Here is a 16,765-nt window from a genome sequence, read left to right on the forward strand (position 1 = left end):
TCGTCCTGGGGGGAGCGGACGGCATACGCCCGCTCGTGTCGTGGTGTGTCGCTGGGACGCCGCTCAGGCCGCCTGGAACGGCTCGAGCTCGGGGACGCGGATGCCGTTCTCGGTGGCGAGACGGGCGAACGACTCCAGCTCGCCGGTGTGCACCTGCACGCGGTAGTCGTCACCCGCCTGTCGCGCCTCGGCGAGGTCGCCCAGCGCGTCGTTGACACGTTGCCTGATCTGGTCGACGAACTCGGTCATGGGTGCCACCTCCGGGCCTGGGTTGTCGATCGGTCGAGTCCGGAGACCCTACCGCGCCGTAGGACCACCAATGTGCACCCGCGATGGTCGGCGAATGGCAAAGCCCAGGTGAACTGTTCGTCCGAAAAGGGTAGGCGTGAGTGGTGCGGGAGGGTCCGCGTCTCAGGCCTTGGCTCGGACAACGTGACAACGCGGTGGCGATCGGGCACCATACGCGCACGCGGACATGTTTCGTCGCTGTTGACAACGTCGTTGATCGCACGGGTTCTCCGGGAACAAGCACGGGCCCACGAGCGTTCTCCGCGTCACAGACCGCAAGGCGCAGACGAGTAGAAGTGAGACAACGAGATGGCAACCGATTACGACGCGCCACGCAAGACTGACGACGATCTGAGCGAAGACTCCATCGAGGAGCTGAAGTCCCGTCGGGTCGACAAGACGTCGTCCAGCGTGGACGTCGACGAGACCGAGCAGGCCGAGGGCTTCGAGCTCCCGGGCGCCGACCTCTCCGGTGAGGAGCTGTCGGTGCGCGTCCTGCCCAAGCAGGCCGACGAGTTCACCTGTGGGCGTTGTTTCCTCGTCCACCACCGCAGCCAGCTCGCCAAGGAGAGCAACGGCATGATGATCTGCACGGAGTGCGCCGCCTGAGCGCATTCCACACCGGGCAGCAGCACGGCCAGGAGCAAGTAGGGTCGGTCCTCGTGACCGACCCTTGTGCTGTCCCGGTCCGGAGGCTCGACCCCGACCTGCCCCTGCCCCGCTATGCCCACCCTGGTGACGCCGGTGCCGACCTCTGCTCGCGCGTCGACGTGACCATCCAGCCGGGGGAGCGCGTCCTCGTCCCGACCGGCGTGGCCCTCGCCCTGCCGGCCGGCCACGCGGGCTTCGTGCACCCGCGCTCCGGCCTCGCCGCACGCCACGGCATCTCCATCGTCAACGCCCCCGGAACGGTCGACGAGGGATACCGGGGCGAGATCCTCGTCAACCTCGTCAACCTCGACCCGCGCGAGACGTTCACGGTGCGGCGCGGTGACCGCATCGCCCAGCTGGTCGTCCAGCGGGTCGAGCGCGTGCACTTCGTCGAGGTGGATTCGCTCGACGAGACCAGTCGGGGGGACACTGGACACGGATCCACCGGTGGGTTCGCCACCGGCGGCGCCGCCTCGCCGACACCGGGGGAGACGCCCACCCGGGCGTGATCATCGGATACGGTTCGCCGGGCGCTGCGTCAGCGCCGACGACCGCGGGCGGGCATCGTGCCCACCGTGCAGCAGGACTCAAAGGACGGAATGACGTGGGACTCTTCAGCCGGGGCAAGTCGAAGGACCGCCCGGACACCGATGCCGTGGACCGTGCCGACGACCTCGAGCAGGACGAGCTCGCCGAGGACGGCGCGCTCGACGGCGACGCGGACGGTGACACCGCCGCCTCGGCCACGTCCCGACCGCTCGACCGCAGTGAGGTCGAGGACGACTCCGACTACCTCAACCTCGGTGCCATCTGGCTGCGTGGACAGCAGGGCATGGAGCTGCGCCTCGAGGTCAACGAGCAGGAGCAGCAGATCACGGGCGTGACGGCTGTCATCGGCGAGTCGGCGGTGCAGCTGCAGGCCTTCGCGGCGCCGCGCACCGAGGGTGTCTGGATCGACATCCGCAACGAGATCGCCGCGAGCATCGTCGATGCCGGCGGCACCGCCGAGGTGCTCACCGGCGAGTTCGGCGAGGAGCTCCTGACCCGGATGCCGCAGGCCGGGCCCGACGGCCGCACCGTCTTCATGCCGGCCCGTTTCGTCGGCGTCGACGGCCCCCGCTGGTTCCTCCGCGCCGTGGTCTCCGGCCGCGCCGCGATCGAGCCGGCCGCCGCCGAGGCCGTGCACGACGTCATCCGGACGACGGTCATCGACCGCGGCGAGGAGGCCATGCCTCCCCGCGAGCTGCTGCCCCTGCGCCTGCCCGACGCCGACGGCGCCGTCCAGGCCGAGGAGGGCGCTGTCGAGGGCGGCCCCGACCTCAACCCGTTCGAGCGCGGACCCGAGATCACCGAGGTCCGTTGATGGCCAGCCCGTGTCCCGCACCGCGTCCCAGCCGGACGCACCCGTGACCACGGGCCAGCCCGGCGCCCTGCGTCGGCTCACGGACCGCCTCACGCGCTCGTCGCACGAGATCGAGGCGGCCGAGCTGCGCCGTGAGTCCTCGGACCTCGACGGCGTCGTGCACATCGGCGACGCACCCCAGCGGATCACCGTCACAGTGTGCGGCGAGGTGCGTTCCGTGACGCTGCGCCCGCGCGAGGAGACGCCCGCGCTCGACGTCGAGGTCTGGGACGGCACCGAGTCGTTGCACCTCGTGTGGCTCGGCCGTCGACGCATCGCCGGGATCGTCCCCGGCGTCAAGATCCAGGCCACGGGCCGCATCACCACCCGCCGGAAGGTCAAGACGATGTTCAACCCGGCGTACGAGCTCATCGGCCGGGCGGGGCAGGCGCATGGCTGACGCCGACGGCCGGGCCGTGGGCCCGGGCGGAGAACGCGCCGGGGAGGGCGACGCGGTCGTCCGCTCCGAGGCCGACCTGCGCCGCTACGACACGGTCGAGGAGCTGCTCCGCGACAAGCTGTCCGACGCCATCGGAGGGTGGCGCGGCGCCGTCGAGTCGGCCGTCCCGACCCTGGCGTTCGCCCTCGTGTGGGCGCGCACCGAGAACCTCCGCACCTCCCTCGTGGTCGCCGGCGTCCTCGTGGCCGTCCTCCTGCTCGTGCGTCTCGTGCAGCGACAGGACCCCCGCTTCATCGCGTATGCCGCCGCGGGCGTCGGGATCTCCGCCTTCTTCGCGCTGCGGTCGGGTCGGGCGGAGGACGCCTTCCTGCCCGGCATGCTCCAGAACGCCGCGCTGCTCGTCCTGCTGCTCGTGACGAACCTGACGCGGTGGCCGCTCTTCGGCTTCGTCGTCGGCGTCGCCGAGCCCGAGGCGTTCGCCGAGGACCCGACGTGGTGGCGTCGCCACTCCGGCATCGTCACGGTCGCGGCACGACTCGCCTGGGTGCTCATCGCCCTCAACGTCGTGCGGCTCTCGATCATGGTGCCGCTCTACCTCGCCGAGCAGGTGGCCGCGCTCGGGGTGGCCAAGGTGGTCCTCGGCTGGCCGGCCTACCTGCTCGCCATCACGGCGATGGGTGCCATCCTGCTCCGCGGGCGCACCCCGATCGACCCCTCGCGGCTCGCCTGACGCTCGGCGCCGGCGACCTCGAAGTCAGTCCTCGAGGCTCGTGTGGTGCCGCTCGCCCGGGGCGACGAGGTCCTGGAGGCGGTCCTCCTGCTCCGTCGTCGTGATGAAGAGCAGCTCGTCGCCGGCCTCGATCGCGTCGTCGGGCGTGGGAGCGAGCGGGCGCTCCTCGCGGATGATCGCGACGAGCACGGTGTCGGTGGGCCAGTCGACGTCACCGACGCGGCGCCCCGCGAAGGGGCTGCCCTCGGGCAGGGTGATCTCGACCATCGAGGCCCGGCCCTGCTGGAACTCGAAGATGCGCACGAGGTCGCCGATGCTCACGGCCTCCTCGATGAGTGCCGTCATCAGGCGTGGGGTCGACACCGCGACGTCGACGCCCCACGACTCGTCGAACATCCACTCGTTCTTGGGGTTGTTGACGCGCGCGACGGTGCGCGGAACGCCGAACTCGGTCTTGGCGAGCAGCGAGAGCACGAGGTTGGCCTTGTCGTCACCGGTGGCGGCGACACAGACGTCGGACTCCTCGAGCCGGGCCTCCTCGAGGGCGGCGAGCTCGCAGGCGTCGGCCAGCAGCCACGACGCCTCGGGCACGCGCGAGGCCTGGACGTCGTCGGCGTCCTTGTCGATGAGCAGCACCTGGTGCCCGTTGCCGAGCAGCTCACGGGCGATGGAGCGGCCGACGCTTCCGGCTCCGGCGATGACGACGCGCATGGGGTTGTTTTCTCCTGTGCCGGTCAGTGGGCGGCCGGGGCCTGGTCGCAGAGCCGCTCGACGCGAGCGAGGTCGTCGCGCGGGACGGTGAGGTGCACGAGGTCGCCCTGCTGGACGACCATGTCGGGCCGGGGGAGCGTGCCCTCGCCGAGCCGGGTGACGTAGGCGACGCGGGCGCCGGTCTGCTCCTCGAGGTCGGTGAGGTGCCGGCCGACCCAGCCCTCGGCGAGGGGGACCTCGGCGATGACGATCTTGCCGCTCGGGTCGGTCAGCTCGGGCACGGCGCCCTGCGGCAGCAGCCGCTGGATCATCTGGTCGGCGGTCCAGCGCACCGTCGCGACGGTCGGGATGCCGAGGCGCTGGTAGACCATGGCGCGCTGCGGGTCGTAGATGCGGGCGGCGACGTGCTCGACGCCGAACGTCTCGCGCGCTACGCGGGCGGCGAGGATGTTGGAGTTGTCACCGCTGCTGACGGCCGCGAACGCGTAGGCCTCGCGGATGCCGGCGGCGATGAGGGTGTCGCGGTCGAAACCGATGCCCGTGACCGTCTGGCCCTCGAAGGAGGTGCCCAGCCGGCGGAACGCGGAGGCGTCCGCGTCGATGATGGCGACGTCGTGGCCGTTGCGGCCCAGGGTGCGGGCGAGGGTCGACCCGACGCGGCCGCATCCCATGATGACGAAGTGCACGGACGCGACGCTACACCGTGAGGCCGTCGCCCACTCTGCAGGCCGCGCGGGCCGGACGGGGGAGCGAAACGGTCGGGACGGCATACGTTCTCGGGGTCGTGTCCACGGCGTCCCGAGTGGGTCAGTGCGGGGAGCTGATCCGTCATACAGTTGCGTCGTGCCCGGTACCGGTTCGCTGTTCAAGCGCCTCCTCCTCGGTCGCGCGATGCGCAGCGACAAGCTCGGGGAGACCTTGCTGCCCAAGCGCCTCGCGCTGCCCATCTTCGCGAGCGACGCCCTCTCGTCCGTGGCCTACGCGCCCGACGAGATCCTGCTCATGCTCGGTCTGGCGGGCGGCGCCTTCGTCGCGACGCACAGCTGGCAGGTCACCGTCGCGGTCGTCCTCGTCATGGTCGTCGTGGTGGCGTCGTACCGCCAGAACGTGCACGCCTACCCCTCGGGTGGCGGCGACTACGAGGTCGCGACCGTCAACCTCGGCCCACGGGCCGGCCTCACCGTCGCCAGCGCCCTCCTCGTCGACTACGTCCTCACCGTCGCCGTGTCGATCTCGTCCGGTGTGCAGAACGCCGCGACGGTGCTCGGGTTCGTGCGCGGGCACGAGGTCATCGTCGCAGTGGCCCTCATCGCCTTCCTCACGGCGATGAACCTGCGTGGGGTGCGCGAGTCGGGCAAGGCCTTCGCCGTGCCGGTCTACGCCTTCATGCTCGCCATCATCGGCATGGGCATCTACGGCTTCATCCAGCACTTCACGGGCTCCCTGACCCCGGCGGAGAGCGCCGGCCTGACCCTGAAACCCGAGGAGGGGCAGGGTCTCACCGGTCTGGCCGCGGCGTTCCTCCTGCTCCGCGCCTTCTCGTCCGGGTGTGCCGCCCTGACCGGCGTCGAGGCGATCAGCAACGGTGTGCCCGCCTTCAAGAAGCCCAAGAGCGCCAACGCAGCGACCACCCTGCTGCTCATGGGCACGCTGTCGGTCGTCATGCTCGGCTCGATCATCGCGCTGAGCCAGTGGACCGGCGTCAAGATCGCCGACAACCCGGGCGCCCAGCTGCTGCGCGACGGGCAGCCTGTCGGCGACTCGTACGTCCAGCACACCGCGATCGGCCAGCTCGCCGAGTCGGTGTTCGCGAACTTCCCGATCGGTGTCGTCTTCGTCTCGATCGTGACCGGCCTGATCCTCGTCCTCGCGGCGAACACGGCGTTCAACGGCTTCCCGGTGCTCGGCTCGATCCTCGCCCGCGACGGCTATCTGCCCCGGCAGATGCACACCCGCGGCGACCGGCTGGCCTTCAGCAACGGCATCCTCATCCTCGCCGGCGCGGCCATCGTCCTCGTCATCGTCTTCAAGGCCGAGGTCACGGCTCTCATCCAGCTCTACATCGTCGGGGTGTTCGTCTCGTTCACCACCTCGCAGGTGGGCATGGTCCGGCACTGGACGCGCCACCTCAGGCTTGAGCGCAACCCGAAGGAGCGGGCCCGGATGCAGCGCTCGCGCGTCATCAACGCCGTCGGCGCGGCGATGTCGGCGACGGTGCTCGTCGTCGTGCTCCTGACGAAGTTCCAGGCCGGGGCGAAGTACGCCATCCTCGCGATGGTCGTCCTCTTCGTCCTCATGCTGGGGATCAAGAAGCACTACAACCGGGTGCGCGACGAGCTGGCCATCGACTGGGACGTCGAGCGGCCGATGCTACCGAGCCACGTGCACGCCATCGTCTGCATCTCCAAGGTGCACAAGCCGACGATGCGCGCGCTGGCCTACGCCCGGGCGAGCCGGCCGTCCTACCTCGAGGCCGTGACGGTCGACGTCGACCCCGACGAGACGCAGGCGCTGCTCGACGAGTGGGACAAGCGCGAGATCCCGGTGCCGCTCAAGGTGCTGTCCTCGCCGTACCGCCAGATCACCAAGCCGATCCTCGACTACGTGCGGTCGATCCGCAGCGGCAACCCGCGCGACATCGTCACGGTCTACCTGCCGGAGTACGTCCTCGGGAAGTGGTGGGAGCAGGTGCTGCACAACCAGAGCGCGTTGCGCCTCAAGGCCCGGCTGCTCTTCACACCCGGTGTCATGGTCGTCAGCGTCCCGTGGCAGCTGCAGTCCTCCGAGGGCGCCGAGCGCGACTGGATCGACGAGCCCCCGATCAGCGGCTCCGTGCGCGGTGGAGCGCTGTGAGCGGTCGCCAGAACCGCGAGCGGGCCGCCGGCGGCGAGTCTCTCGTCGGGAGGGAGTGGACCGTCGAGGTCGGACCCGTCGCCCACGGCGGCCACTGCGTGGCCCGTCACGAGGGTCAGGTCGTCTTCGTGCGCCACACGCTGCCCGGTGAGCGCGTCGTCGCACGCGTCACCGAGGGCCGCGTCGGTGACAGCTTCGTGCGCGCCGACGCCGTCGAGGTGCTCGAGGCCGCGCCTGGTCGGGTGACCGCTCCGTGCCCGTATGCCGCCCCGGGCCTCTGTGGTGGCTGCGACTTCCAGCACGCGTCCCTCGACACCCAGCGGGCGCTCAAGGGTGCCGTCGTGCGGGAGCAGTTCGCGCGGGTTGGCGGCCTCGACGTCGATGTCGTCGTCCAGCCGGTGCCGGGCGACGAGGAAGGGCTGCGCTGGCGCACCCGGGTCGAGTTCGCCGTGGACGGTGCCGGCCGAGCGGGTCTGCGCGGACACCGGTCGAGCGACATCGTTCCCGTCGAGGACTGCCTCATCGCCACGCGGGCGGTCATCGACTCCGGCGTGCTCGACACCGAGTGGCCGGACGTCGAGTCGGTCGACGTCGTCAATGCCGTGCACCCCGACGARCCGGTGCTCGTGCCCCTGCCTCCGCCTGAGGGTGGGAGTGGTGGCGGCGGCGGCCTCRTCGGCGAGCTCGCCCGCGACGGGGACTGGGAGGGCGAGTACGTCGTCTCGGCCCGGGGCTTCTGGCAGGTGCACCCGGGCGCGGCCACGACGTTCCTGTCACGCGTGTCGACGCTGCTCGGGGCGGAGCCGGGAGACCGCGTCCTCGACCTCTTCGCGGGCTCGGGTCTCTTCACGATGCGGCTCGGCGAGCTCGTCGCGCCGGACGGTTTCGTCCTCGGCGTCGAGGGTGATCGCCGAGCGGTCGAGAACGGCGAGTCCAACACCGAGCACCTCGAGAACGTCGAGTGGCGCGCCAACCGTGTGGACCGTGAGCTGCGGTCGCTCGTCGGGCAAGGCGTCATGGCAGACCTCGTGGTGCTCGACCCGCCCCGGACGGGTGCCGGCAAGGACGTCATGGCCCTGGTGGCCGGGATGGGGCCCCGACGCGTCGTCTACGTCGCGTGCGACCCCGCCGCCCTGGCCCGCGACGTCAAGGCCGCCGGGACCCACGGCTACGGCCTCGTCTCGCTCGAGGCCTGGGACGCCTTCCCGATGACCCACCACGTCGAGTGCATCGCCGTGCTCGAGCCGCGAGACGGGACGACGAGCGCCTGAGCCGGCGGCGGGAGCGCGTGCTTCGTCGACTGAACCGACTCGACGAGCACTGTCGGTGGGTCGTACTAGTGTTCGAACATGGAGATGGGGAGCGTCGGCGAGAGCAGCGAGGCCGCTGCCGGTTCCGTGCTGTCCTTCCTGACACAGATCCCCGCTGACGTCTTCGACGCGCTGCCACCGGTGGCACAGGCGGCAGTCGTGGCGCGCGTGGTGCCGGAGCGCCTGCGCAGTCTCGACACGGCGAGCGCCGAGGCGGTCCTTGCTGTCGCGCAGCGCGCGATGAACGTCCTCGGCGCCGTGCAGGACCTCGCGCTCGCGGCCTGCGTTCGCCGCGAGGAGCTCGACTTCGCCGATCTGGACGGTGAATGGGGTGACGGCTCGGAGTGGCGGCCCTCGGCGGTGAAGATGGTGGCCTCCAGCGTCGCGCCCGTCCTGTGCTCGACGCCGCGCGGCGCCGAGTCGCGGGTCGCCGACGCGCTCTGCCTCGTCGAGGACCTCCCACGCACCCTGGCAGCCGCACTCGGCGGGCGGCTCACCCAGCGGCAGACGGGCGTCGTGGCGGACCGAGCCGGACTTGTCGCGGTTGATGCTCGCCCGGCCTTCGATGCCGTCGTGATGGAGACCGGGGTGGAGTCGCTGACCCCCGCCCGGCTGCGACGCCAGTGCGAGCGTGCCGCCATGGCGATCGACCCGGACGCCGTGCGTCGTCGATCCGAGCTCGCTCTCCGCGATCGTTTCGTTCGGGTGGCGCCGGGGCTGGATCCGGGCACGACGTGGTGGAAGGCGTCGCTGCCGGCGCGGGACTCGATGCAGGCCTGGGGCGCCGTCGATGAGCTGGCCCACGAGTACGTGCGTGCCGACCCGGCGCGGTCGATCGACCAGGCGCGGGCGGACGCCTTCCTCGACCTGCTGCTCGGGAGCGCCCAGGTGTCCACCACCGTCGAGCTGGTCGTGCCGACCTTCACCGATCGCGCGACCGATGGCCAGGGCGGGGGCGCGCTCGCGGGACTGAAGGGCGCAGCGCTCCCAGGCCGTCACGAGACCCACGCAGACGACCTGGCAGACGTGTCGGCTGCCGACAGGGGTGCGGATGCCCCATCCGGTCGGGAGGATCCGCGGCACGTCCCGAGCCCAGTGGCACCGGTCGCTGCAGGGTCCTTCGACCTCGCACACATCACAGGTCCTCGCCTCGCACCGGAGCACGCGATCGGGTCCGAGCTCTTCGGTCTCGTGACGCGGTCGCCCGCCGGACACGACGAGGGTGCGGATGCGTACGGGCGGGCAGCCGGCCACTCGGTGTCGGGGCCCGGACCCGAAGCGGCCTCGGCAGCCGATGTGAACGGGACCGGTCTGGTCGGACGTCCACCCTGGCGGCCACCGGAGCTCGGCGTCCGACATCCTCGGTTCGGGTGGATGCTCTCGGAGGCACTGGCCGAGCTGCTGACCGACCCCGATGTCGCGCTGCGCGTGACCCGAGCCGACGCGTTGACCGGCGTCACGGTCGCCCGCGACCCCGCGATCTACCGGCCCAACGTTGCTCTGGCACAACGGGTTCGGGACCGCGACCGCACGTGTCGGTTCCCGGGGTGCGGTGTCGCCGCGCGCCGGTGCGACCTCGATCATGTCGTGCGCTTTCCCGACGGCCCGACCACCGAGGACAACCTCGTCTGCCTGTGCCGGACCCACCACGGTTTCAAGCACCACGCGGGCTGGACGCTGACGTCGGAAGCCGACGGCACATGCACGTGGAGCTCGCCGACCGGACGCTCCTACGTGACGCACCCAGCAGACGTCAGGCTCGACGCTGCCTGAGGTGGACTCGGGGCCGTGGGACCTCGACGGTCGCGAAGGCTCGCAGCGTCCATTTCGTGTCTCCCAGCTGGCCGTCTGCCGACCTGGCGACGAAGGGGGGCGCACGTCGGGAGACGATGGGGTCATGTCGTTCAGTTATCCCGTGGCCGTGAAGTTCTCCGAGATCGATCTCGCCGGCGTCGTCTTCAACTCCCACTACCTGACGTGGTGCGAGGACGCGAAGATGGCCTTCCTCGACCACCTCGGCTACGGGCCCTACCGCTTCGCCGACGAGCACCGGCTCGCCCTCGTCCGGCACGCCGAGATCGACTGGACCGCGAGCCTCAAGCCGCTCGACCATGCCGACATCCGCGTGGTCGTCGACCGGATCGGCACGTCGTCGTTCACCCTTCGACACGAGATCTGGCGCCGGGGCGAGCACCCTCTCCTCACGGCCACGTGCGTCATCACCTACGTCTGGTTCGACACCGAGGCCGGCGCGAAGGCCGAGCTCGATCCCCATTTCCGGGACGCCCTGGCGGGTGAGGGCCCCGGCGACGGGCTCGCCTGAAGGCCTTCTGGCGAGGACTCCCGCGGTGCTAGCGTCGACGGACGTGCTCGGCATCGGGTGGAGGCGACATGGATGCGTTCATGAAGTTCGACGGCATCGACGGCAGCAGCCAGAGCAAGGACCACAAGGGCGCGATCGACGTGGTCTCGTGGAACTGGGGTGTGACGACCCAGACGAACGGCTCCGGCAGCGGAGGCGCGTCCGGACGCCCGCGGGCCCACGAGTTCCGGATCGTGCACCACTACGACCTCGCCTCGCCCCACCTCGCGTCGTTCGCCGCGACCGGCAAGCACCTCAAGGACGCGACGCTCAACGTCGCCCACCCCGGCGCCCGCAAGGACTTCCTCACGGTGACGATGAAAGACCTCGTCGTCACCGAGGTCCTGGTCTCCGGTGACGAGGGCGACGTCGACGAGGAGGTCGCCCTCCAGCCCGCATGGATCCGCTTCGACTACGCGGAGCCCGGTCCAGGCGGCGGTGCGACCGGGCGAACCTCCAGCGTCACGTGGGACATCCGATCCAACAAGATGGGCTGACCTCCGGCCCCGACGGCGCGAACCCTCACCACGTCCCGCTGGACGAGGTGCTCGAGCAGGCGCTGACGCGCTTGCGCGCAGGCGACGGGCCGGGCGCCGAGGCGGCGCTCGCCGCGGCGACACGGACACCAGAGGACGTACGCGTGTTGCACCTTCGAGCGGTCGCAGCGCACCTGCGTCGTGACGACGCCGCCGCAGAGCGGCTCGTCGCTGAGGCGATCTCGGTGGCCACGGACCCAGTGGTGCTCGCGAGCCTGCACAACGACCTCGGCAACATGCGGCTGGAGGCCGGGGACCCGGCGGCCGCCATCGCGGCCTACGAGTCCAGCCTCGCGGTCCACCCGACCGACGCCCCGACGTGGGCCAACCTCGCCACCGCGCTTCGGCTGGCCCGGGACCCGGCCCGTGCCGGGGAGGCCGGGCTCAGGGCCCTCGAGCTCGAGCCACGGAGTCCGCCCGGGCGGGCTGCCGTGACAGCGGCCGTGCTGGCACTGACCGCCGACGGCGCGGAGGCCCACGCCCTCGAGCTCGTGCGTCGGTGGGTCCGCGTCGACCCCGACCATCCTGGCGCCCGACACCGCCTCGCAGCGCTCGGCGGGCTGCCCCCGCCCGACCGGGCGCCCGACGACTACGTCGAGACGCTCTTCGACGCCACCGCCGAGGCCTTCGACCCGCACCTCGCCGGTCTCGGCTACCGCGCGCCGGAGCTCGTCGCGGACCGGGTCGMCGCGGTCCTGGGCCGGCCGGCGGGTGAGCTCGACGTGGCAGACCTCGGCTGCGGCACGGGCCTCGTCGGGGCCMTCGTCCGACCGTGGGCGCGCACCCTGGCCGGCTGCGACCTCTCGGTCAACATGCTCCGGCTGGCGCAGGTGCGCGGCTGCTACGACGTCCTGCAGCGCGCCGAGCTCGGCGCGTTCCTCCGGGCCGAGGCCACGGCATACGACCTCGTCGTCGGCGCGGACACGCTCTGCTATCTCGGGGACCTCGGCCCGACGACCACGGCGGCAGCCTGCGCGTTGCGGCCCGGTGGCGTCCTCGTGGCTACCGTCGAGCGGCTGGTCGACGGGGTGGGGGACTGGCGGCTCACGTCGTCGGGGCGCTACGCCCACGGCGAGGAGTACCTGCGGTCGGTCAGTGCCGTCGCCGGTCTGGTGGACGTCGAGGTGACCCCGGTCCACCTCCGCCTCGAAGCGGGTGTCCCGGCCGAGGGACTGCTGTGGTCGGCGCGTCAGCCCGTCACGCGGGGCGGTCCCACCGGCGCGGGAGAGAGGCCGGCACAGGGGGCGACAACGGCGCGAGCGGAGGGAAGGATGGGCGGGTAGGGGTGGACTGACAAGGACGAACCCGTGTGGTTAGATATATCTTGACGTCAAGATAAATCGAGCACCGTGACATCAGAGTTGCTGGAAGGAGCCCGTCGTGGGCAGTGTTGACAGCTTCAAGGCCAAGGGGACCCTCGAGGTCGATGGTCAGTCCTACGAGATCTACCGCCTCGCAGGGGTGAAGGGGCAGGAGACCCTGCCGTACAGCCTTAAGGTCCTCCTCGAGAACCTCCTGCGCACCGAGGACGGTGCGAACATCACCGCCGACCACATCAACGCGGTCGGCTCGTGGGACGAGAACGCCGAGCCCGACACCGAGATCCAGTTCACGCCGGCGCGCGTGATCATGCAGGACTTCACCGGTGTGCCCTGTGTCGTCGACCTCGCCACGATGCGAGAGGCCGTCGCCGACCTCGGCGGCGACCCGGCCAAGATCAACCCGCTCGCCCCGGCCGAGCTCGTCATCGACCACTCCGTCATCATCGACGTCTTCGGCCGCGCCGACGCCTTCGAGCGCAACGTCGAGATCGAGTACCAGCGCAACCGCGAGCGCTACCAGTTCCTGCGCTGGGGCCAGACCGCGTTCGACGACTTCAAGGTCGTCCCGCCGGGCACCGGCATCGTCCACCAGGTCAACATCGAGCACCTCGCCCGCACCGTCATGGTCCGCGAGATCGACGGCGAGCGCGTCGCCTATCCCGACACCTGCGTCGGCACCGACTCGCACACGACGATGGTCAACGGCCTCGGCGTGCTCGGCTGGGGCGTCGGCGGCATCGAGGCCGAGGCGGCCATGCTCGGCCAGCCCGTCTCGATGCTCATCCCGCGCGTCGTCGGCTTCAAGCTGAGCGGCTCGATCCCCGTCGCCGCCACGGCTACCGACGTCGTCCTCACGATCACCGAGATGCTGCGCAAGCACGGTGTCGTCGGCAAGTTCGTCGAGTTCTACGGCGAGGGCGTCTCGCAGGTGCCGCTCGCCAACCGCGCCACCATCGGCAACATGAGCCCCGAGTTCGGCTCGACGTGCGCGATCTTCCCGATCGACGAGGTCACCCTCGACTACCTGCGCCTCACCGGTCGCTCCGACGAGAGCGTCGCCCTCGTCGAGGCGTACGCCAAGGAGCAGGGCATGTGGCTCAAGGCCGGCCCCGACCAGCCGGAGGCCCGCTACAGCGAGTACCTCGAGCTCGACCTCTCGACCGTCGTCCCGTCGATCGCCGGCCCGAAGCGTCCGCAGGACCGCATCGCCCTCACCGACGCCAAGGACGCCTTCCGCAAGGTGCTCCCGACGTACGTCGCCCACGAGGAGGGTGACGCGGGTGCCGCCTCGTCCTTCCCGGCCAGCGACCCCACCCCGCAGGGGACCGTCGAGGGCACGAACGGTGGCGACCGTCCGGCCGACTCCGGTGGCGTCACCGGCCGCCCGTCGAAGAAGGTGTCGGTCACCGACGCCGAGGGCCGCGAGTTCGAGATCGACCACGGCATCGTCTCGATCGCCTCGATCACGAGCTGCACCAACACGTCCAACCCGTCGGTGATGATGGCAGCCGCGATGCTCGCCAAGAACGCCGTCGAGAAGGGCCTCTCGGTCGCCCCCTGGGTCAAGACGTCGATGGCGCCAGGCTCCAAGGTCGTCACGGGCTACTACGACAAGGCGGGCATGTGGCCCTACCTCGAGAAGCTCGGCTTCCACCTCGTCGGCTACGGCTGCACGACGTGCATCGGCAACTCGGGTCCGCTCAACGAGGAGATCTCCAAGGCGATCAACGACAACGACCTCGCCGTCACGTCGGTCCTCTCGGGCAACCGCAACTTCGAGGGGCGCATCAACCCCGACGTGAAGATGAACTACCTCGCGAGCCCGCCGCTCGTCATCGCGTACGCCCTCGCCGGCACGATGGACTTCGACTTCGCGTCGCAGCCGCTCGGCCAGGACACGGACGGCAAGGACGTCTTCCTCGAGGAGATCTGGCCGGCACCCGCCGACGTCGAGCGCACCATCGCGAGCTCGATCAGCCAGGAGATGTTCACCGAGGACTACGCCGACGTCTTCGCGGGCGACGAGCGCTGGAAGTCGCTGCCGACCCCGGAGGGTGACACGTTCGCCTGGGACGGCGAGTCGACCTACGTCCGCAAGCCCCCGTACTTCGACGGCATGTCGATGGACACGACCCCGGTCGCCGACATCGAGGGCGCCCGAGTGCTCGCCAAGCTCGGCGACTCGGTCACGACCGACCACATCAGCCCGGCCGGCGCCATCAAGAACGACAGCCCCGCCGGGAAGTACCTCGCCGACCACGGCATCGAGCGCAGGGACTTCAACTCCTACGGCTCGCGCCGCGGCAACCACGAGGTCATGATCCGAGGCACGTTCGCCAACATCCGCTTGAAGAACCTCCTCCTCGACGGCGTCGAGGGCGGCTTCACGCGCGACTTCACCAACGGCGGCGAGCAGTCGACGATCTACGACGCCGCCCAGAGCTACGCCGCTGCCGGCACGCCGCTCGTCATCCTGTCGGGCAAGGAGTACGGCTCCGGCTCCTCGCGCGACTGGGCCGCCAAGGGCACGAGCCTGCTCGGCGTCAAGGCCGTCATCGCCGAGAGCTACGAGCGCATCCACCGCTCCAACCTCATCGGCATGGGCGTCATCCCGCTGCAGTACCCGGCCGGCCAGAACGCCGACTCGCTCGGCCTCGACGGCACCGAGACCTTCTCGGTCACCGGCATCACGGCCCTCAACGAGGGCACGACGCCCAAGACCGTCAAGGTCGTCGCCACCAAGGAGTCGGGTGAGACGGTCGAGTTCGACGCCGTCGTACGCATCGACACCCCCGGTGAGGCCGACTACTACCGCAACGGCGGCATCCTCCAGTACGTCCTGCGGTCGCTCGTCAACAGCTGACCCGCAGGCCAGCCCAGCCCGACGGGCCCGTATGCCGTACGCCACGGCATGCGGGCCCGTCGCCGTGTGCGGTCGCTCGGGGACCCGGCCGGACGGCATACGCACTCGGATGGCATGCTCGTCGCGTGACCGAGCGACACGCCATCCTGACCGTGTGGGAGACCGGTTTCGACTGGTCCCCGGCACCCGACGTCGACTATGCCGACGTCCACGTCGACGGAGCCGAGGCGGTGACCTACCGCGCGCGGACCTGGGAGTCACCGGTCGTCGAGTCCCCTTTCGCCGCAACGGAGCTCATCCCGTCGTGGAACGCCCGGACGCCGGCCGGCACGTGGCTGCGGGTCGAGGGGCGGGTGGCCGACGACGCCGGCTGGACGCCGTGGTTCACCTTCGCGCGGTGGGCCGAGGACGACCCGGCGGGGGAGTCGCCGATCACCCGGACCACGGTGCCCGGGCAGACCTTCGAGCCGGGGAGCGTCTCGACGGACACCTGGCTGTCCTCGCCGGGACGAGGCGTCGACCGGTGGCAGCTGCGCGTCACGGCCCTCGCACTCCCGGATGACGGGATCGCCTGGCCCACGGTGACGCTCGTCGCCGGCGCCGCCTCACGCTTCACCCTCACGCCTGACGAGTCGACGAGCCGACCGGGTGTGGGGCGGGGTCACGAGGTCGCGGTCCCGCCGCACTCGCAGCGGCTGCACGTCGGGTCGTTCCCCCAGTGGGACAACGGCGGGCAGTCGTGGTGCTCACCGACGTCGACGACGATGCTCCTCGAGCACTGGGGGAGAGCGCCCTCACGGGACGAGGCCTCGTGGGTCGGGCACGACACCGACCCGGAGGTCGTGCACGGCGTGCGCCGCGTCTTCGACCTGGCCTACGGCGGGGCGGGCAACTGGGCCTTCAACACCGCGTATGCCGGCGCGCGAGGGCTGCGTGCCTACGTGACCCGCCTGCGCGACCTCACCGAGGTCGAGGCGTTCGTCGCGGCGGGCATCCCGCTCGTCGTGTCGGTGGGCTTCCGCGAGGACGAGCTCGACGGGGCCGGCTACGAGACCAACGGTCACCTGCTGACGGTCGTCGGCTTCACGGACGAGGGTGACGTCGTGTCCAACGACCCCAACTCCCAACGCATCGCGAGCAACGAGCAGGTGCGCAGCGTCTACCGCCGAGACCAGTTCGAACGGGTCTGGCTCGGGGCCAACGGAGGGCTGGCCTACGTCATGCACCCGCGCGACGTCGCGCTGCCGTCCTCGCCCTCCGAGCCGAACTGGCGCTGACGCGTCACTTTCCTCCGCATCGCGTCCTCATCGCGAGAATTTGCGACGCCAACGCCCCAC

The 16,765-nt window shown here is 70.8% G+C and carries 16 protein-coding genes; 13 read left to right on the top strand and 3 right to left on the bottom strand.

All coding sequences use genetic code 11. The annotated features are described in order from the left end of the window. Positions 1–63: 63 nt before the first annotated feature. The gene (locus AB4Y83_RS14720) at positions 64–249 is read right to left on the bottom strand and encodes a hypothetical protein (protein WP_020145515.1); all 186 of its coding nucleotides are present in this window, start codon (positions 247–249) and stop codon (positions 64–66) included. Between the two features lie 348 nt (positions 250–597). On the opposite strand from AB4Y83_RS14720, the gene AB4Y83_RS14725 reads away from it, so the two are divergent. From AB4Y83_RS14725 to AB4Y83_RS14745, 5 genes are all read left to right on the top strand, one after another. Further along, complete coding sequence (locus AB4Y83_RS14725; protein ID WP_020145516.1) at positions 598–897, top strand: DUF4193 domain-containing protein; 300 nt, start codon at positions 598–600, stop codon at positions 895–897. 53 nt (positions 898–950) lie between these two features. Beyond that, complete coding sequence (dut, locus tag AB4Y83_RS14730) at positions 951–1,448, top strand: dUTP diphosphatase (RefSeq protein ID WP_442297338.1); 498 nt, start codon at positions 951–953, stop codon at positions 1,446–1,448. A gap of 95 nt (positions 1,449–1,543) precedes the next feature. Then, a complete protein-coding gene (locus AB4Y83_RS14735) occupies positions 1,544–2,302 on the top strand; it encodes a DUF3710 domain-containing protein (protein ID WP_056781011.1) in 759 nt (252 codons plus the stop codon). A 43-nt stretch (positions 2,303–2,345) separates the two neighbouring features. Further along, a complete protein-coding gene (locus AB4Y83_RS14740; RefSeq protein ID WP_442297339.1) occupies positions 2,346–2,741 on the top strand; it encodes an OB-fold nucleic acid binding domain-containing protein in 396 nt (131 codons plus the stop codon). Continuing rightward, on the top strand, positions 2,734–3,471 hold the full coding sequence (locus AB4Y83_RS14745) for a DUF3159 domain-containing protein (RefSeq protein WP_442297340.1): 738 nt from the start codon (positions 2,734–2,736) through the stop codon (positions 3,469–3,471). Before AB4Y83_RS14740 ends, AB4Y83_RS14745 begins: the two co-directional genes overlap by 8 nt. A gap of 24 nt (positions 3,472–3,495) precedes the next feature. On the opposite strand, the gene AB4Y83_RS14750 is transcribed toward AB4Y83_RS14745, so the two are convergent. Then, on the bottom strand, positions 3,496–4,182 hold the full coding sequence (locus tag AB4Y83_RS14750; protein ID WP_056781009.1) for a potassium channel family protein: 687 nt from the start codon (positions 4,180–4,182) through the stop codon (positions 3,496–3,498). Positions 4,183–4,205: 23 nt separating this feature from the next. Next, complete coding sequence (locus tag AB4Y83_RS14755) at positions 4,206–4,868, bottom strand: potassium channel family protein (RefSeq protein WP_056781006.1); 663 nt, start codon at positions 4,866–4,868, stop codon at positions 4,206–4,208. A gap of 205 nt (positions 4,869–5,073) precedes the next feature. Here AB4Y83_RS14755 and AB4Y83_RS14760 point away from each other — a divergent pair, with 205 nt between their 5' ends. The 8 genes from AB4Y83_RS14760 to AB4Y83_RS14795 all read left to right on the top strand — a co-directional run bounded on the left by AB4Y83_RS14760 (position 5,074) and on the right by AB4Y83_RS14795 (position 16,705). Further along, positions 5,074–7,035, top strand: coding sequence for an APC family permease (locus AB4Y83_RS14760; RefSeq protein ID WP_442276001.1), 1,962 nt, complete (start codon positions 5,074–5,076; stop codon positions 7,033–7,035). Then, positions 7,032–8,306, top strand: a complete 1,275-nt coding sequence (locus AB4Y83_RS14765; RefSeq protein ID WP_442297341.1) for a class I SAM-dependent RNA methyltransferase — start codon at positions 7,032–7,034, stop codon at positions 8,304–8,306. The genes AB4Y83_RS14760 and AB4Y83_RS14765 overlap by 4 nt, the downstream gene beginning before the upstream one ends. Positions 8,307–8,384: 78 nt before the next feature. After that, a complete protein-coding gene (locus tag AB4Y83_RS14770; protein WP_442297342.1) occupies positions 8,385–10,118 on the top strand; it encodes a DUF222 domain-containing protein in 1,734 nt (577 codons plus the stop codon). Positions 10,119–10,242: 124 nt separating this feature from the next. Next, positions 10,243–10,668 carry an acyl-CoA thioesterase gene (locus AB4Y83_RS14775; protein WP_442275958.1) on the top strand — a complete coding sequence of 142 codons (426 nt, stop codon included), beginning with the start codon at positions 10,243–10,245 and terminating at the stop codon, positions 10,666–10,668. A gap of 68 nt (positions 10,669–10,736) precedes the next feature. Beyond that, the gene (locus AB4Y83_RS14780; protein ID WP_442297343.1) at positions 10,737–11,204 is read left to right on the top strand and encodes an Hcp family type VI secretion system effector; all 468 of its coding nucleotides are present in this window, start codon (positions 10,737–10,739) and stop codon (positions 11,202–11,204) included. 143 nt (positions 11,205–11,347) lie between these two features. Continuing rightward, complete coding sequence (locus AB4Y83_RS14785) at positions 11,348–12,526, top strand: methyltransferase (protein ID WP_442297344.1); 1,179 nt, start codon at positions 11,348–11,350, stop codon at positions 12,524–12,526. Between the two features lie 97 nt (positions 12,527–12,623). After that, complete coding sequence (acnA, locus tag AB4Y83_RS14790; RefSeq protein ID WP_442275961.1) at positions 12,624–15,428, top strand: aconitate hydratase AcnA; 2,805 nt, start codon at positions 12,624–12,626, stop codon at positions 15,426–15,428. Between the two features lie 125 nt (positions 15,429–15,553). Beyond that, the gene (locus tag AB4Y83_RS14795) at positions 15,554–16,705 is read left to right on the top strand and encodes a C39 family peptidase (protein WP_442275962.1); all 1,152 of its coding nucleotides are present in this window, start codon (positions 15,554–15,556) and stop codon (positions 16,703–16,705) included. The last annotated feature ends 60 nt before the right edge of the window (positions 16,706–16,765 follow it).

Origin of the sequence: Terrabacter sp. RAF57, from assembly GCF_052113925.1 — a bacterium.
GTDB lineage: Bacteria > Actinomycetota > Actinomycetes > Actinomycetales > Dermatophilaceae > Terrabacter.